Raw genomic sequence first — 23,313 nt, 5'->3', positions numbered from 1 at the left:
TATTCCTCTATATAATCCCAAAATTGGAGGAATGGCCCGCACGCGTAAGCCCCGAAACGAACTAGTGGGGCGGGAATCGTGCTTTATTTAAAAAGCATCCAGCATGGGACTATCAAAAAGTAAACAACAAACCTTATTCGAATGGGGCTATACGGCCAAGGGCGTCGTGTACTCACTAATTGGCTTCTTCGCCGTGGCTACCCTGATCGGGATCTCGCGGGGTGCCACCGGCCCCAAGGACGTCATCGCCTGGTTAGGAAATAACCCGGCCGGGCAGATCCTGCTGACGGCCATCGGGCTGGGGCTGCTTTGCTATTGTAGCTACCGCTGGTACACCGCCGTGAAGGACACGGAAAATGAAGGGCACGATGCCTCGGGAAGCGTAAAACGAGTGGGGTGGGCCGTGAGCGGAACGGCTTACGGCGTGCTGGCCGTCTTTGCCTTCAAGGAGGCTTTCGCCGGCGGCGGTAGCACCGGGGGGAAGGAAACCATGATCGCCAAAATTCTCGAATACAGCTGGGGGCAATTCGCCGTCTACGCCATCGCCGCCATCATGGTGGGCGTAGCCATCTACCAGGTGTACCGCGGCGTCGCGGATAAGCACATGGAAGGCGTAAAAGACCAACAACTCTCCGACGAAACGGAAGAGGCTTTCCGCACCACGGGCCGCATCGGTCTCGTGGCCCGATCCATCGTTTACGGAATCATCGCCTATTTCCTCTACCAGGCCGCCATGCAGAATGACGCCGGAGAGTTCCGTGGCATCCAGGGCGCCCTCGAATACCTGGGCGACGGATGGGGCAACGCCGTCCTCGCGGTTGTAGGGACGGGGCTGCTCGCCTACGGGATTTTTATGTTCGTGCGGGCGAAATATGAACGGGTGTAGAGTTGCGAGTAACGAGTTGCGAGTATCAAGTAGCGAGTTGCAAGTTGCGACACTCGTAACTCGATACTTGCCACTCGTAACTCGATACTTGTCTCTCGCAACTCGATACTAACTAAGCAACCCCTGCAATTTCATCGCCAAGCCCATATCGCCCTTGATCTTCACCTTACCTCCCATCATCGCCATCATGGGGTTAAGCTGTCCAGTGCGGAGTTGGTCGAGGGTGTCGACGTTGGTGGTAACAACGGTATCGGCTTCCTTATCCTCCTCGGTTACGACGGCACCATTGTCGCCCGTCATGTCGATGTGGATGGTCCCTTCGTCGAGGTTGAGTTTGAGGGATTTGCCGAGGTTAGGTGCTTTGGCGCCCGCTTTTTCTACGCCGGCTTTGAATTCTTCGAAGGTCATGGTGGGGGAATTTTTGGTTGGTGGGCAAGGTAGCGAAAATTCGCTTGGTGGGGAAACCCAGCGTCGTCGGCCTTTCGCCTTGGGACGCTGGGCTACGGGGGACTCCTTCAGAGTCCAGTACATTTATTTGGCCTTGGGACGCTGGGCTACGGGGGCCCCTTCAGGGTCCGACGCATTATTTGCTCGGGTTCGCTACGGCTTCGCGGGCTGCCTCAAGGGCCGCATCGATTCCCGAGGCATCGGCGCCACCGGCTTCGGCGTAGAAGGGTTGGCCGCCTCCACCGCCACGGATGTGCTTGGCGATGCCCCGGATCATCTTGCCGGCGTTGTACGCTCCTTTATCTGCGAGATCTTTGCTTAAGGCGAGGGCTAATGATGGCTTACCTTCCTTCTCGCTGGCCAGGAGGACGATAGAATTATGCTGCTCTCCCGTCAGTTGGAAGGCGAGGTTTTTGATGGCGGCTTTGTCCGTCAGCGCCACCTTGGCGGCTACGAAGTTGATGCCGTTGACTTCCGCAAAAGCCTTCTGGAGGTCACCTTTGATGTCTCCCGCCGCGGCGGCCTGCATCTTGTCGATCTCCTTTTTCAATTGGCGGTTCTCCTCCTGCAGATCGGCTACGGATTTCACTGGGTTGCTGGAACCTTTCACCAAACCCCGGATCTCCGCCAAGGTCGCGAGCCGCTCGTTGACGTAAGCCGTCGCCCCTTCACCGGTAACGGCCTCAATGCGGCGGACGCCCGCGGCAACCCCGGATTCGGCGGTGATCTTACAGAAACCCAGTTCGCCGGTATGGCGGACGTGGGTACCCCCACACAACTCCGAGCTGAAGTCAGGATCAAAAGTGATGATCCGCACCGCATCGCCGTACTTCTCGCCGAAGAGCATCATCGCGCCGGAGTTTTTGGCCTCGGCGATGGGGACGTCCCGTTGCTCCAGCAGCGCGATGTTTTGGCGGATTTTTTCGTTGACCAATTTTTCCGTTTGGGCGACCTCCTCGGCCGTCATCGCTTCGTAGTGGCTGAAATCGAAGCGCATTCGTTTGGCCTGTACGTCCTGCCCCTTCTGGATGGCGTGGCTACCCAGCACCTGGTGTAGTGCCGCGTGAATGAGGTGGGCCGCCGTGTGGTTAGCGCTGGTCGCCTGACGCTTCCGTTCGTCCACCTGGGTGATGACGTCGGCCGTTGGGTCCTCCGGTAATTTGTTGACGGTGTGGACGGTCAGGTCATTTTCCTTCTGGGTATCGACGACGTAGATCGTCTCATCACCCACGCGGATACTGCCCGTATCCCCGGCCTGCCCACCGCTTTCACCGTAGAAGGGGGTGCGGTCCAGGACCACTTGGTACTGCGGTTTCTTTTTGACTTCCACCGTCCGGTACTTGGTGATGCGGGCGCCGGCGTCGGAGAGGTAGTCGTAACCGATGAAGGTTGAGTCTTCGTCGGAGAGCACCGTCCAGTCCCCCACCACTTTGGCGGCGTCGGCGCGGCCCCGGGCTTTCTGGGCGGCGAGGCCGGCTTCGAAGCCTTCGATGTCCACCTCGTGGCCCGCTTCCGTAGCGAGGAGTTGGGTGAGATCGATCGGGAAGCCGAAGGTGTCGTACAGTTCAAAGGCGTCCTTACCGCTGATCTTGCCGTTCTTCACTTCCAGCCCGGCGAAGCGCGTGAGTCCATTTTCCAGCGTGTTGAGGAAGGATTTCTCCTCGCTCTCAATGATCTTCGTGATCTGCCCTTCCTGTTGCTTGAGTTCGGGGAAGGCGTCGCCCATTTCCCGCACGAGCACGGGCATCAATTTGTTGATGAAGGGGTCCTTCTGGTCCAGGAAGGAGTAGGCGTAACGAACGGCCCGGCGCAAAATCCGGCGCACGACGTAACCCGCCCCACCGGAGCCAGGTAGCTGTCCGTCGGCAATGGTGAAGGCCACGGCGCGGAGGTGATCGGCGATCACGCGGGTGGCCATGTCGGCCTTGGCGTCGGCGGCGTAAGAACCTCCGTAGGTGTGGCCGGTCAGGCGCTCGATCTCGGCGATGATGGGCGTAAAGACGTCCGTATCGTAGGTGGCTTCCTTATCCTGCATCACCATGCAGAGGCGTTCGAAACCCATTCCGGTATCGACGTGCTGTTCGGGCAGGTTTTCGAGACTGCCGTCGGCCTTGCGGTTGAACTGGATGAAAACGTTGTTCCAGATCTCCACCACGCCGGAGTCGTCGACGTTGACGAGGTCGGCGCCATTCACCTTCAGCCGTTCTTCGGCGGGGCGCATGTCGTAGTGGATCTCGGTACACGGGCCGCAGGGGCCGGTGTCGCCCATCTCCCAAAAGTTATCTTTTTTATTCCCTTCAAGGATGCGGCTGGCGGGCAGCACTTTGCGCCACTCGGCGTCCGCTTCGTCGTCGCGGGGCACGCCTTCGTCGGGGGCGCCTTCGAAGACGGTGGCGTAGAGACGTTCCGGGTCGATACCCATTTTTTCGGTCAGGAATTCAAAGCTCCAGGCAATTGCTTCGGGCTTGAAATAGTCGCCAATCGACCAGTTGCCCAGCATCTCGAACATGGTGTGGTGGGTACCGTCGCGGCCCACGTCCTCCAAGTCATTGTGCTTGCCGGAGACGCGCATACACTTCTGCGTATCGGCGATCCGCCGCCGGTCCGGGGTCTTATCACCCAGGAAGAAATCCTTGAATTGGTTCATCCCCGCGTTGGTAAACATCAGGCTCGGGTCGTCCTTATTCACGATGGGTGCGGAGGGCACGATCTTGTGTTCTTTGCTGCGGAAAAAGTCCAGGAAATCCTGGCGAATCTGGGCGGAAGTCTTCATACTTTTCAATTGGGCGAGCAAAGCTACGTAAGGTTGCGCTAGCCAACTGGTTTTCGTGGATTATTTGGGCGCTGACGCAGGTGCGAGGTTTCTGGGGATGGAAGAGCGGGGGTGGTCGCCCGGCAAAACCTCGTCCGACGAATCAATTTGCCTCAAGCGATAGCGCAGGCAAATTTTCGTCTGACGAGTGGAAAGCACTATGGTTTAAATTCATGAATCCCAAATGCTTTCACAATTGCATTCGGATGCAGGGGACTACAATGTCAGCGTATTTCACTCGTCGGACGAACCGCTTCGCGGAATTCGTCCGACGAGGTACAGTACCCCCCCCTTCACACCGCACCCGCGGCAGCGCCCTTATTCCTATTCCGCAAAACTCGATTATACCAAACCACCAACCCAATCAGCAGCATCGCCCCCAGCACAAAACCCGCCGTAACGTCCGTGAACCAGTGGGCACCGAGGTACATCCGGGAAAAGGGCACCGTAGCGATGAGGAAGATGCTGAAAGCGATGATGGGGAAACGCAGCCAGTTGGAGATGCGCCAGTGGCGGTATAGCAAATAGGTCACCAAGCCGAACAGGACGACGTAGAAAACGACGTGGCCACTGGGAAAACTCTCGTGGTTGAAATCACGGATTACCCGGACGGTATCCGCCGTGGGGCGGGCCCGATTGAAGAGGCGCTTAACGACCGAAACAATGGGGACGACTAGCAACGGAAGGAACATAAACCCTACTTCAACCCATCGCTTGCGGAGGGCGAAGAGTAAGCCCATACCGAGGATCACGATGCAGGCACCGGGGACGGATGCCCACCAACTGATGAACTCCATGATGGCGTCCATAGTGGGGGAGGAAGCTCGTTGTAGGGCGAGCGTAAAGGTTCGGTCGAGCGTCGTCCAGCGGTCCAGGCCAGCGGAAACGACGATGATGGCCAGGATGGCGTAGGTGAGGAATAAACCGATGACGACTTTCAGGAGCAGGCGATCGTCGCGTTTGATCACCGGGCGAAGTTCTTCGGTTCTACTGGGCATGGGGAACGTTGATTTACTGGGCTAACGCGGTGCCGCCGGCCGGTGTTCCCCTCAGGCTGCGTCGAGCAGGGAGGCATCCTTGGTGCGTCCCGGACGAGAAAGATAAGCGTAGGTGGCTAGTGCAACCCAAGCCAGTAATAGACCCAAAAATTCTCGCGTCAACTCGATGTATTCGTTCTCCGCCTTCATTGAACCGGTGATGGTGGGCATCCCCTGGCTTACCCAATCGGCGAAGGCAGGGATGTAGGTACACCACCAAACGAAGATGGCCACGGCCGGTAACAAGGCTACGATGGGCCGCAATCCACCAAAAAAGTAGCGAACGGAAACGTAAGCCACCATGCCGTAGACGGCTACCCACTGCCCGGGGTCCGGGTCGTTCAGTTGCCAGTAGGCTGCGAGACTGAAGAGAACGGCAATGGCAAGGGAGAAGTATTTCATGGGTTGGCTGATTGGGGCAACAATATCGGTATTGCGATGGCAAATCCGTTGCAGGAATCCGTGGGCTGTCTATCTTGCCAACCTATGCACGCTGACCAGATCCAACTCGCCCCCGCCGGCCCTATCATCTCCCGCATCGTCGCCGGAACCATGACCTGGGGAGAATGGGGCGCTGAACACTCCGCCCACCAAATGGCGGAACTCATCATGACCTGCCTCGAAAACGGCATCACGACCTTCGACCACGCGGATATCTACGGGCACTACTCCAACGAATCGGATTTCGGGGAAGCGCTTTCCGAACTCAGTCCCGGCGTGCGCCAGCAGATCCAGCTTGTCTCAAAGTGTGGCATTCGGATGACGACCCACCGCCGGCCGGAAAACCGTATCAAGAGCTACGACACGAGCAAAACCTACATCATCGAGAGCGCGGAACGATCCCTCCAAAATTTGCGGACGGACTACCTGGACCTCTTCCTGATCCACCGCCCCGATCCACTCATGGATCCGGCCGAAGTTGGAGAAGCCTTTCAGGAGCTGAAGGACGCGGGAAAGGTCCGCCACTTCGGCGTGAGCAATTTCACGACGGCGCAGTTTGACCTGATCAATGATTGTTTTCCACTCGTCACGAACCAGGTGGAGTGTAATCCTTTGCACCCGGACCTATTATTCGATGGCACCTTTGATGAGTTACTGCGGAAGCAAGTTAAACCCATGATCTGGAGCCCCATTGGCGGTAATGCCTACTTCAAAGGGGAAGGCACCAATGTGCTCCGTCTTCGCGATATGGTCAAGACCCTGGGCGAGAAGTACGGCGTATCGGAGAACGTCATCCTGCTGGCCTGGCTACTGAAGCATCCGGCTGGCCTCGTCCCCGTAGTCGGCACCACCAAAGCGGAGCGCTTGATCGAAGCTAAGTCTGCCCTGGCAATTGATTTGGACCGGCAGGACTGGTTTGCGGTTTTGGAAGCGGCGCGGGGTTTTGAGGTAGCGTGATTTAGTCTGGTAGTATTTTAGTCGGGTAGTCGGGTAGTAGCTTAGTCGGGCTTGCTACCTCAGTATTTGGGATAATCTGCTACTTCTTTGAACAAGAGGCAGTTCTTTAGCGCAGCATCACTTTGGTGAAAAATACTTTGCCGCGGTCCGTGGTAGCTTTAATCTGGTAGATGCCCGGGGTCAGACCGGAGAGGTCGAAATTGGTCAGATCGAAGCCGGAAAAGCGGCGCGCGGCGGTGCCCGTAAAACTGATGGCTTCGAGGGTGGCGATCCGGTAGGGGAAGGCGCCGAGTTGATATGCGCCCGAACTGGGGTTGGGGAAGGCTTTTAGCGGAGTCGCAACCGGATCTTCCTCATCGTTCAGGCTTACCTCCTCACCAATATTTAGCGTGATGTCTTCTACCGTGGTGAGGTCATCAGTGGAAAGGGTAACGATAAAGGCGTCGAAACTACCAAGATTACCGTCGCGCATACTGCCTTCGGTCATTCCGCCTACGTAGACGCGGTCGGCAAAGAGGGAGAGGAAACCGCGTTCTTCACGGTCGGTACCGAATTGCCGGCGCTCCAGTTCCTGAAGGTCGGAATCGAACTTGTAAATGACGACGTCCGCGGTAAGTCCACTGTCGTCCAAATTGGTGCCAGCCAGGTCGCCGTAGGTGTGGCCACTGACGAAGATATTCCCAAGATCATCTATTTCAATGGAGCGGAAGCGTTCGGATTTGTCCGATCCGATTTGGACGAAGCGGGGGTTCCCTAAATCGGGATTATACTTAACAATAAAGGCGTCGCCTTCCCCACCTGGAGCGCCGGCCAGGTTGCCGGTCGTGTACCCAGCGGCGTAAATATTGCCGTCAGCGTCGGCCGTACTGCCCCAGACCCAGTCCGCTCGGAAACCGGGGCTCCCGATGGTGGCCGTTTCGATCCGTCGGGGGCCGTTGCCACCCAGTTGATCGTAGAGGGCCAGGAAACCCTGAGCGCCGACCGGGCCGGCCGTATTATCGATGAACCAACCGCCCAGTAGGAGCTTGCCATTCCCCGGCGTTGCCCCGGGAAGGTAGGTGATACCGCCCCAGCTTTCGGCGGCCCGTTGGGTATTAGGGAGGACGGTTTCGGGGCTCTCCCAAATCAGATCAAGGGTAGCAGCATCGAACTTGGCAACGAGGAAATAAGGATCACCAATGCCCATCAAGACCTGGGGAGCACCGGCGCCGGATACGAAGAGGTTCCCGGCGTCGTCCAAAGTGATGTTACCAAAGCCATCAATGACGGAAGTGCCAAACTGCGTCCAGTCCACTACCTCTCCGGTTTGGTTGTCGATCTTGAGAATGATGCCATCCCAGCGCCCAGCGTTGGTAAATCCGGGAAGGTTCCCAAAAGTGCGGCCTGCGGCGTAAACGTAGTCGTCATCTGCCGTAGCGTCGAAGATCAGGCTGCTTTCGCTGGCGGGGAATTCGGTGGTCCAGGCTACGGTACCATCTTCATTCATCTTCGCGACGAAAAATTCGTTACGCACTTTTACGGAGGTGGGATCAAGGTCACTATCCGTCAGGCCAAAGACGAATACGTTACCGGAGGGGTCAGTACAGGAGCCGCTAATGACCTCCTTGCCTGCCCCACCAATTTGTGCCCCCACGGCAATGGGGAATTCCGGCGTTGCGGAGACGGGTGTAGCGAACCGAAACTGTACCGGATTGGTCAAACTCAGCTGGCGACCGGCATTACAAAAAGCAGCCGCCAACTGCGCCGGTTGGTCAGCAGCTGGGTCGTCACAGTTGTGGATAAAGGCGATCAGGTCAATTTCACCGTCGGCCGTATAAAAAAGGTACCAACCGGGGGTACGCACCCCGTCGGCTGCGGAGGCCTGAACCAAGCGGTAATCGCTCGCCTCACCACTAAGTTGGATGTGGCCGTTGCGGTAGTCGAAGTGCTGGATAACGTAGTAATCATTATCGATGCCATCGTCACCCCGGTAAAAGAAGGGGAAGGGTTTTTCGGCAATGCCCAGAACGATGCGGGAACCATTGGCCCCACCGTAGGTCTCGGAGGTCTGTAGTTGGCTAACGGTCTCAACGATCTTCACCCGGTCCTGACCGGGGAAATCTTCGGAGGGGTCCACGGGGTAAAAAGTATCGTAGCCATCCGTCTCTCCGTCCATATAGTCGGAATCAAAAACGCACCACTCCAGGTCGCTGGCGGGCGAGCCGGCGGAGGTGGTGAAGAGGTCATCTTCCGAAGTCGTCACGGTGGCTAGTTGCGTAGCGCCGCGGGGCATGGGGGGGAAGGTAGCGGCGTACTGTAGAAGTTCCGCCTCGGTTTGGGCCGTCATCGTGGCGAACGGCGTCAAAACCAATAATAGCAGTAGGTAGCGTAATCTGGGCAACACGGTTCGGTTGTTTTTTCCCCTGATGAACGATCTAGCGAATGGTTGCCCAAAGCACAAAGAGAAGTGTTGAGGCAACAAACGGTTAGTCGGCGACGGCTTCGAGATTCTACAAAAAGCGTGGTGATAAGATGCACGCTTTCACTCGTACCTTGAGCCAAACTTGTCTTTGGCGGACGGAGTGGACTCGGAAACTACAGACTATAGACTGCAGACTATAGACTAAAAACCGGCCGCTCCAGGAACCTTAAATGGTCGCTGCGCTCGGATTTGAGGCCGCCTGGAGAACCTGAGATCAACAGGCTGATGACCGAAGACTACAGACTATAAACTACAGACTAAAGACTATACACCCATGGCTCTCTTCATCCCCGTCCGCGGTCACGATCCTTTAATTGGTGCCCGCACTTTTCTGGCCCAAACTGCCACCATCATTGGAGAAGTAACCCTGGGTGATGACTGCTCGGTATGGTTTAACGCCGTGGTTCGTGGAGACGTTAACCACATCACTTGTGGCGACCGCGTCAACATTCAGGATGGAGTAATCATCCACGGCACCTACGAACGGGCTGGAACGACGATTGGAAATGACGTGAGCATCGGCCACCGGGCCTGCGTACACGGGTGTACCATCCACGATAGCGTCCTGATTGGGATGGGTGCGATCATTATGGATGGGGCGGTGATTGAGTCCAACGTCATCATCGGAGCCGGGGCGGTGGTGCCGGCGGGTATGCACTGCGAAGCCAATTCCGTCTACGCCGGCATCCCCGCCAAGAAGATTAAAGACCTCGACCCGGCGCAGCGAGAGGATACGATTGAACGGATTGCGGCGGCTTACCCTAAGTATGCGAGTTGGTTTGTGGAAGAGTCACGTAAAGGATGAAAAATTAAGTAAATACCGCTATTGTCGGAGCAGGTCTAATCTGTCAGGAATTGGATTCTCAAAAAATAGGGTTACCGTTTTTTCATCTCTTTTGCTTCTCGATAACCACGCAGGATCCCATTCTGTAATCCTTTCTTGTCTAACAAGCTGATAGGTTTCCGGCTCGGGTTCGTCAATGTATTCTTGTTGAAAAACTAGTACTAAAGGCTGTTCGGTACCCTTTACGGAAGACGAAAATTTCAGTGCCTCTTTGTGGCTTTCAAATGCGTAGAAGTAATCATCACCGTCAAAAATATCCTCTGCCCCTAATTCTGGATGAAGCCATACTCTGTATTCCAAGACTGTATCCCACACATAACCCCCACCAGACTTCACTGATGCAGGATAAGTGCCCACTTTATTGGGATCAGTAGCGTGTGGGTATTTCATGATATATCAATTAATTACTTTCAAATTGAAGTTGGATGAGAATTAGACTTCTTTGCTAATCACTCCACCAACAAAACCCGCAAAGCAAATTCCGTATCCCCCACCGCCAAGCTCTCCTTCGCTAAAGTAACCAATGCCTCCTCCCCATCAAGTAAAGCGTACTGCACGCGGGCTTCTTCACGGGTGGCAGCCAGCTCCTCCGGCGTTGGAAGGGTGGTGAGGTTACCCAGTCTGCCGAGCTCATTCCCAGATAGTTCTTCACTGAAGCGGACGCGTTCCGGTAATCCGTCGATGCCCAGGCCGGGCTGGCCGGTGGGTTTAGCGACGAGGAACTTCGCCGCCTCCGTCGCGCGGACGTAATGGTTGCCGCCCATCCTGCCGACCAGGTCCAGCTTTTCGCTGTCCACTTTGCCGTCATTACCGAGGATGTCATCGGCCAGGTGGATGGTCTTTATTCTGGCTAGTACCAGGTTGCCGGCGATCGGTCCGTCACCGAGGGCGATTACTTGGTCTACGGTACATTCAAAGCTGATGGAGGCTTCCCCCAGCCGGGGCGGCCTGATCCCTTCACTTGGCACCTGCGACAGCGCCGCCTTCTCAAACTCGTTGACGCCGGGTGGATACTGAGTGCTGGCTAGCGACATCTGCTCGACGTAACGGTGCTCGACGATGTTGATGCAGACCTCCGGGACTTCCAGGACATTATTGAGCGTATCCTTGGTAGAATTATCCGCCCCCCGCCGCGTAACGGCAAAGCCGAGGATGGGGGGATTGACGCTCATGACGTTGAAAAAACTGTAGGGGCTGAGGTTGACCGCACCCGCCGCACTGACCGTGCTCGCAAAGCAAATGGGCCGCGGCGCGACGGCGGTGGACATGATGCGGTAGAGTTCTTTGGCGGTAGCGGTGGTGGCGTTGATGGTCATGGGCTGATTTTCGTTGGAAAGGTAAGTAGACGCTGCCCGTGATAGTTTTCGACAAGGGGAATAAGGAGGAAAAGAAGGATAAGGGGCATGGCCCGGAAGCAAACTTCTTATTCCTCTTTTCCCTCTTTAGCTTCTTGTCGAAAACCTTTACCCCTCCGCAATCAAGGTCAAAATAACGGCGGTGGACATGATGCGGTAGAGTTCTTTGGCGGTGGCGGTGGTGGCGTTGATGGTCATGGGCTGATTTTCGTTGGAAAGGTAAGTAGACGCTGCACGTGATAGTTTTCGACAAGGGGAATAAGGAGGAAAAGAAGGATAAGGGGCATGGCCCGGAAGCAAACTTCTTATTCCTCTTTCCCCTCTTTGGCTTCTTGTCGAAAACCTTTACCCCTCCGCAATCAAGGTCAAAATCTCATCCACCCCAAGTTTACCCGCGTTCCCGGTGCCGGACAAAATTTGGTCCGCAAGGTCCCTTTTTTCTGAGTGGAGAGCAATGATCTGCTCCTCGATCGTGCCCTGGCTGACGAAGCGGTAAACCGTCACCGGGCGTTGCTGGCCGATGCGATGGGCGCGGTCGCTGGCCTGGTCTTCGGCGGCCGGGTTCCACCAGGGGTCGAGATGGAGGACGTAGTCGGCTTCAGTGAGGTTGAGGCCCGTGCCGCCCGCCTTAAGGCTGATGAGAAATACATCGCCCTCGCCGGCCTGGAATTTATTGACGGCGGTCTCCCGCTGCTTGCCCGGCGTCGATCCGTCGAGGTATTGGTAGGCGATGCCCTGGCCTTTGACCCAATTTTCGACAATTTTCAGGTGCTTGACGAACTGAGAAAAAATGAGAGCCTTGTGGCCATTATCTAGGATCTCCAGGATGGTTTCTCCGACCAGCTCCAGCTTGGCGGAACCGATCTTGGAAGTTGGGCGGACGAGCCGGGGGTGGCACGCCGCCTGCCGCAGTTTGGTGAGTTGAGCGAGGACCTTGAACCGCCGTTCCTGCTCGCCGGCTTCCGCAATTTCTTTGAGGGCCTGGCGGCGCATGGCTTCGTAGAGTGCCGTCTCTTCCTCGCTGAGGGCTACCTCGAGAATGATCTCCGTTTTGGGCGGCAGTTCAGTAAGGACTTCATCCTTACGACGGCGCAGAATAAAGGGTTGCACCAGGCGTTTCAGCGCCTCCCGCATCTGTTCGTCGCCGTGTACCGCGATGGGGCGGTTGTACTTTTCGTTAAACGCTTTCTTCCCTCCGAGTAGGCCGGGGTTGAGGAAACGGAAGAGGCTCCACAATTCACCTAAATGATTCTCAATCGGCGTACCGGTGGTGGCCAGTTTGAAGTCGGCACTCAGGTTTTGCACAATTTTAGCGCGTTTGGTCACTGCATTTTTGATGGCCTGGGCTTCGTCGATGACGATCGTGGCCCACTCCTTGGCTTCCAATTCTTCCCCGATGAATGGGAGTAGCCCGTAGCTGACCAGCGCCAGGTCGCCATTCCCAAGGTCCGACAGGTGCTGGGCGTCGGTGCGGGAGGCGATGAGAACGGGCAGCAGCGCCGGGGCAAACTTTTCCGTTTCCCTGGCCCAGTTACGGGTAACGGAGGCCGGGGCAATGACGAGTGCCGGCCCCTTATCCGCCCTGGCAGTCAGCATGGCGAGTGACTGGACGGTTTTACCCAGGCCCATGTCATCAGCCAGGCAGCCACCGACGCCCCATTCGGCGAGGCGCATCATCCACTTGTAGCCTTCTACCTGGTAGTCGCGCAGTTCCGCATTGAAGTTGCGGGGCACGCGGGGGCGGATGCTTTCGGCCAGTTTAATCCGGTCGAGGGCACCCCGCCAGTTGTCGTCGAACTCTACGTCCTCGAGGTCCTCGGCGATAGCGTCGAAGGCACCCGCCGCGAGGGTGGGAAGTTGTAGTCCTTTGCCCCGTTGGTGGAGGAGGCCTTCCATTTCTAGGACTTTATCGCGCAGCTCATCCGTGATGGCGAGGAATTCGCCTTCGCCCAATTCGATGAAGGGGTTTTCCCGCTGTTCTTTAAGGTGCTCAAGCAAAGATTGGAGGCTCGCCACCCGTTCTTCGTTGACGGTCAGTTGCCCATCCACCTCAAACCAATCGCGGCTCTTGCCGACTTTGAGGGCAAGGGTGTCCTGTCCGGCCTGAGCCACGATCTTCAGTTTTTCGCCCTTCGGGTGTTCGATGTAAATGAGATCGTCCTGCACGAGTTTGCGCAGTTCGAGGAGGATGCGGAGGGCGGTTTGGGTTTCACCGATCGCCCATTCGTAATTGTCCTGCGGCGTCCGCGCCAGGGTGGGGCAACTAAGGATGGCCTCTGCGGCTTCGTTGCGCTCTTCTTCGAGGTTGCGTTCCAGCAAGCGACGGCCTTCTTCCAGGACGACGATGGACCGCGGCAAACCATCACCCGGTTTAAAGTAGATGGAATGTTCCGGGACGGGCTTTACGTAAAGTTCCACTTTGTACCCTTCCCCGAAGGGCAGCAGGTGAAAGCAGGGCTTAGTACTACCGCTGATGGATTCCAGATCTTCGTCGATGAGGTCCAGCGTTGACTGCACGTGAATGCGGGGGCGGATTTGTTCGACGACGGTCTCCACTTTATCCCGCTCCGTATTGGGGATCTCCACGCCTTCGCCGACTGAGAAAGCGATCTGGGCTTGTTCTTCCGTCAGGTGGTACACTTTGTAGCGGGTAGGGGTATCCTTCCGCCAGACGTAGCCGGCGCGCTCTACGGGTGGGTCAAAACTCAGTTTGAGGCCGGCGGCGGTTTCGGAGACTTGCAGTTCCGCTTCAGCCCGTTTCAGTTCGAGGGGGATTCGTTGTTTGTCGCCTAGGTAGATGCGGGGGTGGTCCGCAATTTCGTAGAGGATGCGGCCGAAGCTGGCGTGGAGCATATCCTCGGAATAGTAGCCTCCGGCTCTCACGATGCGGCCGTCCGTCATGGAGATGCCCTGCACGGCGCGTTGGTCGGCTTCTTCCAGGTTGGCGCTGGCTTTGGGGTTGATGAGTTCCATCCACTTTACGCGGCGGCCCTTGCTCCAGCCTTTCTTGCCCATTTTTTGTTCCTTGCACATCACTTCCTGGTTGTCGAAATCGACGATCCAGATGGTCCGGAACTCGGGGTCCGTCGCTTCGGTGGCGCTGGCGGCGGTTGCTTTTTGGAGCTGTCTTAAGGTATAGGCCCAGGTTGGTTTTTGGGGGAGGAGTCCGTAAAGTCCCGACTCAGCTGGCACCTGCGTCAGCGCCCCGATCTTAGTTTGGTGAGCCGTGAAGGTCGCCGGAGAAACAGCGCGCAGGGCAAAGAGGATCTCGCCGTGTAGCCAGGGGACGTTATCAAATTCACCCGCTTCCAGGATGGTAAGGAGGGGGCTGAGTTGGGAAGTACGCAGTTTGTACCCCATCCACCCGGCGCAGAGCAGCGCAATGAGCCAATCGAGCGGGTGGCGGATATCACTTTTTAATTGGGCTTCGTATAAATTTTCGCCTTCTACCGGGCGCTCGTTTTCAACGAGTGATAGCGCAATGATGCAATTAACTAAAATAGGGTAGTTGCTGTATTTAAAAGTATTCGCCGTAGTGGAAAGCGTAGTTGCATCAATTAATTTTTTACCATATAGATAAAGTAGCTGCGCTGCGGCCACGAAACCTACGGATTGGGTGCCGGTAGGATTAATACTTTCTACCGAAAAGGCGTCGGGTTGGCGGCCCGAGGTGATGGCGGCTAAAAATTGCAGACCGTCGTCGCCACTAAATAAATCAGTACGCTCACGGAAGTGTCCCCAGGCCAGGACCAAGCCAGCCCTGGCAATTTCCGGCAGCCGCTGGTTCCCGACGAAAAGGCGCTGAAACCCAACCTCCATGCGCTGCGCCGTGGCTTCATCCCAGTTGCGGTAATTTTTTTGAATGGATATCCAGGTTAATTCCTGGAAGACCGCGTCCCGCTCGTCCCAAAATGGCCAGTCGATGGTGCCCAGCACGGCATCTACGCGGGAGAGCGCGCCCGTGCGCTCGTACATCAGGTACGGCGTCTGTTGCTCGAGCTCGCGGTAGAGCGAGCGGAATTCACGCGACTTATCCAACAGAATTTTATGGATGGCCCGCAGACCGATATCCGCATACCGGCGGCCCATCCGGCTGTGCGGTGAATCGCCCGAAGGGAAGGAGCGTTGCTGGTTCACTTGCGCAATCAAAGCCTTCAAATGCCCCGGCCGCAACTGCTGAGCGGCGAATACGGTAGGCACGCGGTACTGCGCCGAAATGGCCACGGTGCGCCAAGTCGTGTAGACCAATTCTCGCTTTAATAGCTTCTCCACCGACCGTTCCGTATAGCTCGAACTACGCTGGCCAGTGACGACAAAAGCTGTCTGAAATAGATCGTAAATACTCACTTCGTAACCCTGCAGCATGATGGCGACGAGGTGGACGAAATCGTCGTAATCCAGCGATAAAATGTCCTTTTTCAGGCGGTCGTGCAGGGATAGTAGCATGGGCGGAGGCGGGGCTTGGGGCAGTCGCGCAAGTTAAAGCCGCCGGCGTTAGCAATGTTCAGCATAATGTCAAGACCCCGAAGCCTGCAAACCTATCGCTGTCAGATCCCCCGAACGCCTTCGAAGGTCATCACGACGGGTTTGATCGTCCCGTCCGCATTAAAGTACATTTCGTCCAGGCAGGTCACCCGGTGGTCGCGGTCCTCGTTGGGGATGGGGCGGCGGTGGTAGACCATCAGGTAGCGGTCCTCATCTTTTACTTTGATGACCGAATGGTGGCCAGCGCCGGTCGCAATGCCTTCCTGGCTTTCCAAAATCGTGCCCCGGCGGGTGTAGGGTCCGGTGACGGCGGGCGCCGTGGCGTAGGCCACTTTGTAGCTGCCGTTCGTCCAGCCACCTTCACTCCACATAAAATAATAGATACCATTGCGCTTAAACATGAAGGGCCCTTCCACGTAGCCTTCCTGGGTAATTTCATGAAATAATTCGCCATCCTCCCAGGGAATAAATCCGGTAAAGTCATCATTCAATCGCCCGAGGTTACACCGGCCCCAACCGCCGTAGAAGAAGTAGACCGTACCATCATCATCTCGATAAACGAACTGATCGATGGGCTGGGCCATATTATAAAATTTATCCACTAGCGGCCCACCGAGGTGATCTACGTAAGGCCCGCCGGGTTGGTCGGCAACGGCTACGCCAATCCCCCCATCCTTATATTTATCATATTCCGGCCGGTACCCAGGTCGCTCCGGGTTTTGGATATCGTTCGCGCCGAAGAATAAGTAATACTTTCCCTTATGTTCAATAACCGAAGGTGCCCACAAGGCTTGCTTCACCCACGGCACGATCGTCGTGTCCAGCACGTTCGGGTGTTTCTCCCAATTCACCAGATCGGTTGAGGAAAAGGCATCAAAATGGAGTTGCTTGTCGAAGTCGTCCGAATATGTAGGAAAGATCCAGTATTCATCGCCGAAACGGATGCCTTCGGGGTCCGCGTACCAGCCCTCGAAAATGGGGTTGCCGGAGTAGGCGGGTTCGTCATTGCCTTCGTCGACGATGGGCTTTTCGCTGCAGGAAGTAAACAGTAGTGAGGCCAAAAAGCCAAGTAGTAAAGGTCTAAACATGGGTGTAATCTATGAGCCTTGAAGATAATTGGTTTCCGCTGTTCTGCCATTTGGGCGCTGCCGCGGGTGCAAAATTCGGAATGAGTAGAATAGCCGGCCCTATGGCGCTAAAGGTAAACTTTCAGAAGAAGCGCTAACCTTTACGGAAGATTGGAGTTAAGTACGCATGGCCTCTTCTCATTCGCCTTAAACTCCTTGGACATCTTTGCGAAATATGCGCAGCAAGGTTTTGCAATGCTCCTCAGGCTTCGCAAAGGAGTTTAAGGCGGTAGAGAGGATTGAGAAGAAACTCGCGTGGCATCTTCTCATTCGCCTCAATCTCCTTATTCATCTTTGCGAAATATGCGCAGCAAGGTTTTACAAAGCTCCTCAGGTTTCGCAAAGAAGTTTAAGACGGTAGAGAAGAAAGAGATGAAAGCTCCGCAGGAGCAAACTCCCTATCCTCCCTTATCTCCTTTTCCCTCTTGTCGAAAACACACCGACTCTAAAATCCAAAATCTAACCTCCAAAGTCCCCCAATAATCTCCCTCCTAGAACAAGAATACCAACGCTTCATCGAATTCGGCCAACTCCTGGACCGGCGCACCCGCCGCTACCTCGTAGAGTACCTACGCGCCAAGGTGACGGGTCGCGACTACGAAGGGGAGGAGCTCAACGACCAGTACGCCCGCTACTTTGTCCGCGCCCTAGACGAAGTGTTTGCTATTGACCAACTGCTGTTTGTCTGTAAGGACAACGAAAGCATCACCCAGCAGATCGTGCTGGATACGCTTTACTGGATTAAAAAGACCTTTGCGAAAGTGGAGAGTAAGCACCCCTACGTGAAGGAGGTGGACCTACTATCCGGTTGGAGCGTCACGCCAGTGAAAGCCTTCAGTACGCGCTACCCGTATCTGCTGCAAAACCTCACCACTTTTTATACCAGGGAAGAACTGGACGTTGAGTTCTACCGCAATCGGCTGGATACTTATTTCGAAAAGGAGGTGACGGAGTGGACGGCCGAAGACCGCCAAAACTTCGAACGCATCCTGACCGATCTGTTGGGGCAGTGGGATGCCCTCCTCCAGGCGAAGATCCTGGCCTACCAACTCCAAAAATTCAGCGAAGCGAAGGAAAACTTCGTGGATCTCCTCACCAATAAGGTGGAGGAATACCGCCGGCTAAAGTCCATCATCAACCCCTTTACCGACTACCTGGGGTGGGACATGAGCCGCGACCTCTGGCAATCCACCAGCTTCGATGCCCTGGCACAATACAATGACCTACTGGCCGACGAAGAATCCCTCCGCCGCCTCGCCGATTTGTTGGGCCAATTGCGGGAAGCCGAGATCGAGATTGAGGAGGAGACCTTCGAGAAAACGATCGTCCGCCAGGAATGGGTAACGGACGAACTGGCCAAAACCGAGATTGTAGGCGTGCGGGAATCCAATGACCTGAATCACCTCCTCAGTTCCGAAACCGCACTATTGAGCGACGCGGCAACGGAGACGGCCTTCCTGAAGAAATTCGCCGATGAACGTCTGATCACCCTTCGCTACGAAGACCGGAAATTGGTGCGGAGTGAGGACCAGATTATGGAAGTCCACCAGCGCGTAAAGCAGCGTGAGAAGGGTCCGTTCATCGTTTGCGTGGACACCTCGCAATCCATGATGGGCCGCCCCGAAGAGATCGCCAAAGTGCTGACCTTGGGCATCCTGAAGATGGCCATCAACTCCAGCCGGCGGGCCTACCTGATCAACTTCAGTACCGGCATTCAAACCATCGACCTCTACGATATCGCCAACAGCATCGATGAGTTGGCCAAGTTCCTCCAAATGTCCTTCTACGGCGGGACGGACGCGACGCTCGCGCTCTACGAAGCCCTCCGCCAACTAAAGTCCCACGACTACGAGGATGCGGACGTGCTCATGATCTCCGACTTCGTGATGTACAAGATCGACCAGGACGTCCTGAACGAGGTGGCCTACTTCCAGCAGAATAAGAATACCGAATTCCACAGCCTCGCCCTCAGCACGGAGGCCAACGGCGACCTCCTCGGCCGTTTTGATACCAATTGGATCTACGACCCGGCGCGGAAGGGGGTGATTCGGGAGGTTACGCGGGGGTTGTCGTTGGTGGGTTCACGTTAGTTTTGGTGCTATAATTGGCGGGAAGTGGGGTCTGGAAAGGACTTTACGCCAGATATGGAGTTATAATTGGCGGGAAGTATGAGTCATGCATCAGTTCATTGGTAGAGAGCAGCCTTTGGTTATTCTCCAGCAAGACTTAGAATCCGACCAACCCGAGATGGTCGCCGTGATTGGTCGCCGCCGTGTCGGAAATACCTTCTTGATACGAACGGCATACGCTGACGATTTCGCTTTCGACTTGACGGGATTGCAGACGGGGAAATTGACTGCCAGGAGAAAGTCCACGATTCCCCTAGAGTATTTAACTCTAGACACGAGCCCTCCACCAAAGCGGCCCTACTCCAATCAGTAGGATCAAGATGTTGAACCCAACATTAGATGCTGCTCCGGCTAGCACGGAGCCCACACTATCCGTTATAAACCACGCCAGAAACCCAAGGACCAGGCTCCTACGTGCAGCATTGAGCCCTTCGTTGGGCACCCACCGGGAAATGCCCCAAACCATCATTCCCCAGCCCATTAAGAACCCGCCGGTAAGCGCAGAGAGAAACCGAGTGTCCGGGTCTGTGTACCGAGTGTCTCCATCGAGTGGCCATGACAGTAGGTCCAGCGACCAGCGGGCTGCCTCGGCCGTAGGTAGCCAGGCTCCAAGCATAAAAATCGGACCGAATGATCCAATAACGATTGCCGATATTCTTAACCAAAATCGGTGACCAGTAGGCGTGCGAAAAAAAGGAGTTGAAGTAAAAGTAGCAGCACTTTTCATTGTTATGGATTAATTTATCCGCAAGATCAGGCCGGTAAGTAGTGCTGATTAGACGGTAGCGTCTAATTATTCTCTTCTACCTTCCACAGCTATACCCAAAATACTATAATTCAGGTATATAAGCCCTACTTATTCTACTGGGACTAAGCAGACAGCCGTCGTATCTCCAGTACCATCTGCGCTACTTCTTTAAAGTAGGCCGCTAACCAGCGAGCGGTAAAGTCTTCGGAGTCCAGGCGCAGGAAAAAGCTATCTACCTGGAGCTGGTATAGCCGGGTAGCCAGAAATGAATTCATTTCAAGGCCGGTGATTCGAGCCCATACACCGCTAACGGCGGTGGTGGTAACGTCATCAACGGCCTCGATGCATTTAGCAAACATTTCTTCTTTGGCGTGGTACCGTAACGCACGGTGAAAGAACATATCCTGACGGTGCTCCAGGAGAATGCTAATTAAACCCTCTGCATTCTCGCAATCCTTTTCCTTAACAGCGATGGCAACTGCTCGGTTAAAGTGTAAATCGAGAAGCTTGGAAATGAAGATCTCTCGATCGGAAAAATGGTGGTAAAAGGAAGATTTACTCTTGCCCAGCTGTTTTGCCAGGCGTTCAATGTGCAGCGCACCGGGTCCTTCCTGGCTGAATATTCGGTAGCCGATCGTCAACCAGGGTTGAGCGGTCTTAGCCGTATCGTCGCCAGAATATTGAATGCCCATAAAAGAAAGGTAGGCATAACGCCCGGATTAAATTCCTGATGGCCACCGCTAACTCACCCGCGGCGGTAGACAATTCTCGCCATTATGCCCTTACTCCCCAGCCAACCGTATAAACTCCATCGCTTTATCCACCATCTTCGCATCCCCTCCAAAGAAGGGCATCCGTTGGTGGATATCCGTCGGCTTGATGTCCATGATGCGCATGTGGCCGTTGGTGGCTTTACCGCCGGCTTGTTCCATCAGGAAGGCCAGGGGATTGCACTCGTAGAGTAGACGCAACTTGCCGTGGGGTTTGCCCGTGCTTTCGGGGTAAAAGTAGATCCCGCCCTGGAGCATCGTCCGCCAGACGTCGGCGACCATGGAACCTACGTAACGGCCTTTGTAGGGGCGGTCCCCCTCTTCCTTCTGGCAGTACTTAATGTAGTTTTTTACGCCCTGCGGGAAGTGGACGTAGCCGCCCTCATTCACACTAAAGATGCCGCCGTCTTTCGGGATGGTCACGTTAGGGTGGGAGAGGTAATAGGTGCCGATAGCCGGGTTCAGCGTGAAACCGTTCACCCCGTTGCCGGTAGTATATACCATCATCGTGGACGTACCGTAAGCGATGAAACCTGCCGCTACTTGATTGTTGCCACTCTGCAGGAAGTCCTCCATCGTCACCGGCGTACCGATGGGGGAGATCCGGTGGTAGATACCAAAGATCGTCCCCACCGTAATGTTGGCGTCGATGTTCGAGCTGCCATCCAGCGGGTCCATCACCACGACGTACTTATTTCGATTGCGATTATCCGCGCCGTGGATCTCGATGATGTCCTCATTCTCTTCGGAAACAATCCCACACACGATCTCCCGGTTGGTCAGGGTGTTGATAAAAGCGTCGTTGGCGAAGATGTCCAATTTCTGCTGCTCTTCCCCCTGCACGTTGGTGGAACCCACCGTACCGGTAATGTCTACTAGTCCAGCCTTGCGGATCTCGTGGGAAACGACCTTACCCGCCAGGCGGATGGCATTTAGGAGGCGACCCAGCTCCGCGTTCTCGTACTGAAAATCGCCGGGCCGGCCGAGGAGGAATTCGCCTAGTGTGCTGGAGTTCATGTTTGTTAGTTTCTTAGTCGGGAAGATTTTAGTCGGGTAGTTGGGTAGTGCGGCACTACCCGACTACGCTACTACCTGACTATATTTCTCCTTTCAATTTCTTATGCACCACCTCCATCTTGGAGTTGACGCGTAGTTTCCGGTAAATGTTCTTGATGTGGTCCCGCACGGTTTCGATGCTGATGTTGAGGCGTTCCCCAATTTCCCGGTAGCTCAGGTTGTCGACCAATCCCTGAACGATGTCCAGTTGCCTTGGGGTGAGGCGGTTGGCGGGGTCCATCGTCGGGCGGCGGTTCTGCTGGTTGTGAAAGGCCACCACCTTGCGCGCAATACTAGGGCTCATGTAAGAACCACCCCGGTGTACCGTATAGACGGCATCCTGGATGATACTTGGGTTGATCCGCTTCTTTGAGATGTACCCAACGGCTCCCGCCTGCAGGGCCTGGAAGATATTATCCGAATCATCGGAGTTCGTAAGCATGATGATATCCAACTCCGGCGCCAGGTCCAGTAACCGGGGGATGCCCGCGATGCCCGACATTCCGGGTAGCATGATGTCCAGTAGTAAGGTGTTGAGCTTGCCATCTTCGGGCGCATTGGCGAGGAAATCCTCCACAGAGGTGGCGGCCAGGACGATCTCTACATCCCGGTTGCCCTCAAAACATTCCCCGATGCTGGCCAGCATGATGGGTTCGTCTTCAATCATTCCGAGGTGGATCATAGTAGGGCAATTGGTTGCGGAAGGTAATGTAATGCACGGCGACCTAAAACCAACAAGGAACGTTACCTCAAGTATCTTTGTGCCCCTAAATAGCAACGTATGTACGTCATCACCGGAGCGGCCGGGTTCATCGGGAGTGCCCTCGTTGGCCTCCTTAACCAGCAAAACGTCACCGACCTCATTTTGGTCGACGATTTCGTCCACTACCACGATAAGACGCCCAACCTCCTCGGTAAGCAATTCACCGAAAAGATCGAGCGGGATGACTTCTTCACCGTCTGGGACGAAAAGCAGTGGCCCCTGAAAGGCGTCTTCCACCTGGGTGCCCGGACGGACACTACCGAAACCAACAAACCACTGTTCGACCGCCTAAACCGCAACTATTCCAAAGAGGTATGGAAGCGTTGCACCCAGTGGTCCATCCCCCTCATTTATGCCTCTTCTGGTGCCACCTACGGCTTGGGGGAATTGGGCTACGAAGACCGCCACGACATCGTAAGTGACCTCGAGCCCCTCAACGAATACGGCCGTAGTAAGAACGACTTCGATGCCTGGGCCCTCGCGGAATCCGCCACGCCACCGTCCTGGTATGGCCTCAAATTTTTCAACGTTTACGGCCCCAACGAATACCACAAGGGCCGCATGGCCAGCGTCGTCTGGCACACCTACCGTCAGGTCCGGGCCACCGGCGCGATGAAGCTCTTCCGCAGCCACCGGGATGACATTGCGGACGGCCACCAGCAGCGCGATTTCATCTACGTCAAGGATCTCTGCAACGTCATGATCTGGCTCATGAGCGAGCAACCGGAGAACCACGGCCTCTACAACCTCGGCACCGGCGAAGCCCGCACCTTCCTCGATCTCGCCCGCGCCACCTTCCGGGCCATGGGTAAAGAAGAAGCCATCAGCTTCATCGACACTCCGGCCGATATCCGCGATAAGTACCAGTACTACACCCAGGCAGAAATGGGCAAACTTCGCGCCGCCGGTTACGACGCTCCCTTCCGCTCCCTCGAAGAAGGGGTGGGGGAGTACGTCAGCGAATACCTAGTGCCCGGTGAATATCTTTGATGGTG

17 protein-coding genes are annotated in these 23,313 nt (G+C 55.7%); 5 read left to right on the top strand and 12 right to left on the bottom strand.

Annotated features, from left to right (window positions below; all coding sequences use genetic code 11):
- Window positions 1-103 precede the first annotated feature (103 nt).
- Window positions 104-886 carry a DUF1206 domain-containing protein gene (locus A3850_RS01385; protein WP_068213274.1) on the top strand — a complete coding sequence of 261 codons (783 nt, stop codon included), beginning with the start codon at window positions 104-106 and terminating at the stop codon, window positions 884-886.
- A 108-nt stretch (window positions 887-994) separates the two neighbouring features.
- Here A3850_RS01385 and A3850_RS01380 read toward each other — a convergent pair whose 3' ends face one another.
- The 4 genes from A3850_RS01380 to A3850_RS01365 all read right to left on the bottom strand — a co-directional run bounded on the left by A3850_RS01380 (window position 995) and on the right by A3850_RS01365 (window position 5,584).
- Window positions 995-1,294 carry an SCP2 sterol-binding domain-containing protein gene (locus A3850_RS01380; protein ID WP_068213272.1) on the bottom strand — a complete coding sequence of 100 codons (300 nt, stop codon included), beginning with the start codon at window positions 1,292-1,294 and terminating at the stop codon, window positions 995-997.
- Between the two features lie 175 nt (window positions 1,295-1,469).
- The gene (gene alaS, locus A3850_RS01375; RefSeq protein ID WP_068213270.1) at window positions 1,470-4,106 is read right to left on the bottom strand and encodes an alanine--tRNA ligase; all 2,637 of its coding nucleotides are present in this window, start codon (window positions 4,104-4,106) and stop codon (window positions 1,470-1,472) included.
- Window positions 4,107-4,438: 332 nt separating this feature from the next.
- Window positions 4,439-5,143: a phosphatase PAP2 family protein gene (locus A3850_RS01370; protein WP_068213268.1), complete on the bottom strand. Its 705-nt coding sequence runs from the start codon at window positions 5,141-5,143 to the stop codon at window positions 4,439-4,441.
- 51 nt (window positions 5,144-5,194) lie between these two features.
- Entirely contained in the window at window positions 5,195-5,584 is a 390-nt protein-coding gene (locus A3850_RS01365; protein ID WP_068213265.1) for a transmembrane 220 family protein, read from the bottom strand.
- 84 nt (window positions 5,585-5,668) lie between these two features.
- Here A3850_RS01365 and A3850_RS01360 point away from each other — a divergent pair, with 84 nt between their 5' ends.
- Window positions 5,669-6,580 carry an aldo/keto reductase family oxidoreductase gene (locus tag A3850_RS01360; protein ID WP_068213262.1) on the top strand — a complete coding sequence of 304 codons (912 nt, stop codon included), beginning with the start codon at window positions 5,669-5,671 and terminating at the stop codon, window positions 6,578-6,580.
- 106 nt (window positions 6,581-6,686) lie between these two features.
- Here A3850_RS01360 and A3850_RS01355 read toward each other — a convergent pair whose 3' ends face one another.
- Window positions 6,687-8,963 (bottom strand): hypothetical protein, encoded by a 2,277-nt coding sequence (locus A3850_RS01355; RefSeq protein WP_157500801.1) that lies wholly within the window; start codon window positions 8,961-8,963, stop codon window positions 6,687-6,689.
- 352 nt (window positions 8,964-9,315) lie between these two features.
- Here A3850_RS01355 and A3850_RS01350 point away from each other — a divergent pair, with 352 nt between their 5' ends.
- Window positions 9,316-9,846 (top strand): gamma carbonic anhydrase family protein, encoded by a 531-nt coding sequence (locus tag A3850_RS01350; RefSeq protein WP_068213256.1) that lies wholly within the window; start codon window positions 9,316-9,318, stop codon window positions 9,844-9,846.
- Window positions 9,847-9,864: 18 nt separating this feature from the next.
- Here the strand turns inward: A3850_RS01350 and A3850_RS01345 are convergent, their stop codons facing one another.
- From A3850_RS01345 to A3850_RS01330, 4 genes are all read right to left on the bottom strand, one after another.
- Window positions 9,865-10,275 carry a GCN5 family acetyltransferase gene (locus A3850_RS01345; protein ID WP_068213253.1) on the bottom strand — a complete coding sequence of 137 codons (411 nt, stop codon included), beginning with the start codon at window positions 10,273-10,275 and terminating at the stop codon, window positions 9,865-9,867.
- Between the two features lie 59 nt (window positions 10,276-10,334).
- Window positions 10,335-11,201 carry a flavin reductase family protein gene (locus tag A3850_RS01340; protein ID WP_068213249.1) on the bottom strand — a complete coding sequence of 289 codons (867 nt, stop codon included), beginning with the start codon at window positions 11,199-11,201 and terminating at the stop codon, window positions 10,335-10,337.
- Window positions 11,202-11,585: 384 nt separating this feature from the next.
- The gene (locus tag A3850_RS01335) at window positions 11,586-15,686 is read right to left on the bottom strand and encodes a DEAD/DEAH box helicase (protein WP_068213237.1); all 4,101 of its coding nucleotides are present in this window, start codon (window positions 15,684-15,686) and stop codon (window positions 11,586-11,588) included.
- A gap of 101 nt (window positions 15,687-15,787) precedes the next feature.
- Entirely contained in the window at window positions 15,788-16,813 is a 1,026-nt protein-coding gene (locus tag A3850_RS01330) for a glycoside hydrolase family 43 protein (protein WP_068213234.1), read from the bottom strand.
- Window positions 16,814-17,433: 620 nt separating this feature from the next.
- Here A3850_RS01330 and A3850_RS01325 point away from each other — a divergent pair.
- On the top strand, window positions 17,434-18,942 hold the full coding sequence (locus A3850_RS01325) for a VWA domain-containing protein (protein WP_068213231.1): 1,509 nt from the start codon (window positions 17,434-17,436) through the stop codon (window positions 18,940-18,942).
- Window positions 18,943-19,851: 909 nt separating this feature from the next.
- Here A3850_RS01325 and A3850_RS01315 read toward each other — a convergent pair.
- The 3 genes from A3850_RS01315 to A3850_RS01305 form a co-directional block, all read right to left on the bottom strand.
- Window positions 19,852-20,421 (bottom strand): TetR/AcrR family transcriptional regulator, encoded by a 570-nt coding sequence (locus A3850_RS01315; RefSeq protein WP_068213226.1) that lies wholly within the window; start codon window positions 20,419-20,421, stop codon window positions 19,852-19,854.
- 90 nt (window positions 20,422-20,511) lie between these two features.
- Window positions 20,512-21,516: a class 1 fructose-bisphosphatase gene (fbp, locus tag A3850_RS01310; protein ID WP_068213222.1), complete on the bottom strand. Its 1,005-nt coding sequence runs from the start codon at window positions 21,514-21,516 to the stop codon at window positions 20,512-20,514.
- Between the two features lie 79 nt (window positions 21,517-21,595).
- Window positions 21,596-22,237, bottom strand: coding sequence for a response regulator transcription factor (locus A3850_RS01305; RefSeq protein ID WP_068213219.1), 642 nt, complete (start codon window positions 22,235-22,237; stop codon window positions 21,596-21,598).
- Between the two features lie 99 nt (window positions 22,238-22,336).
- Here A3850_RS01305 and rfaD point away from each other — a divergent pair, with 99 nt between their 5' ends.
- A complete protein-coding gene (gene rfaD / locus A3850_RS01300) occupies window positions 22,337-23,308 on the top strand; it encodes an ADP-glyceromanno-heptose 6-epimerase (protein ID WP_068213216.1) in 972 nt (323 codons plus the stop codon).
- Window positions 23,309-23,313 lie beyond the last annotated feature (5 nt).

The sequence above is a fragment of the Lewinella sp. 4G2 genome (genome assembly GCF_001625015.1).
Lineage (GTDB): Bacteria > Bacteroidota > Bacteroidia > Chitinophagales > Saprospiraceae > Neolewinella.
This window is presented reverse-complemented; position numbering and strand designations above follow the sequence as displayed.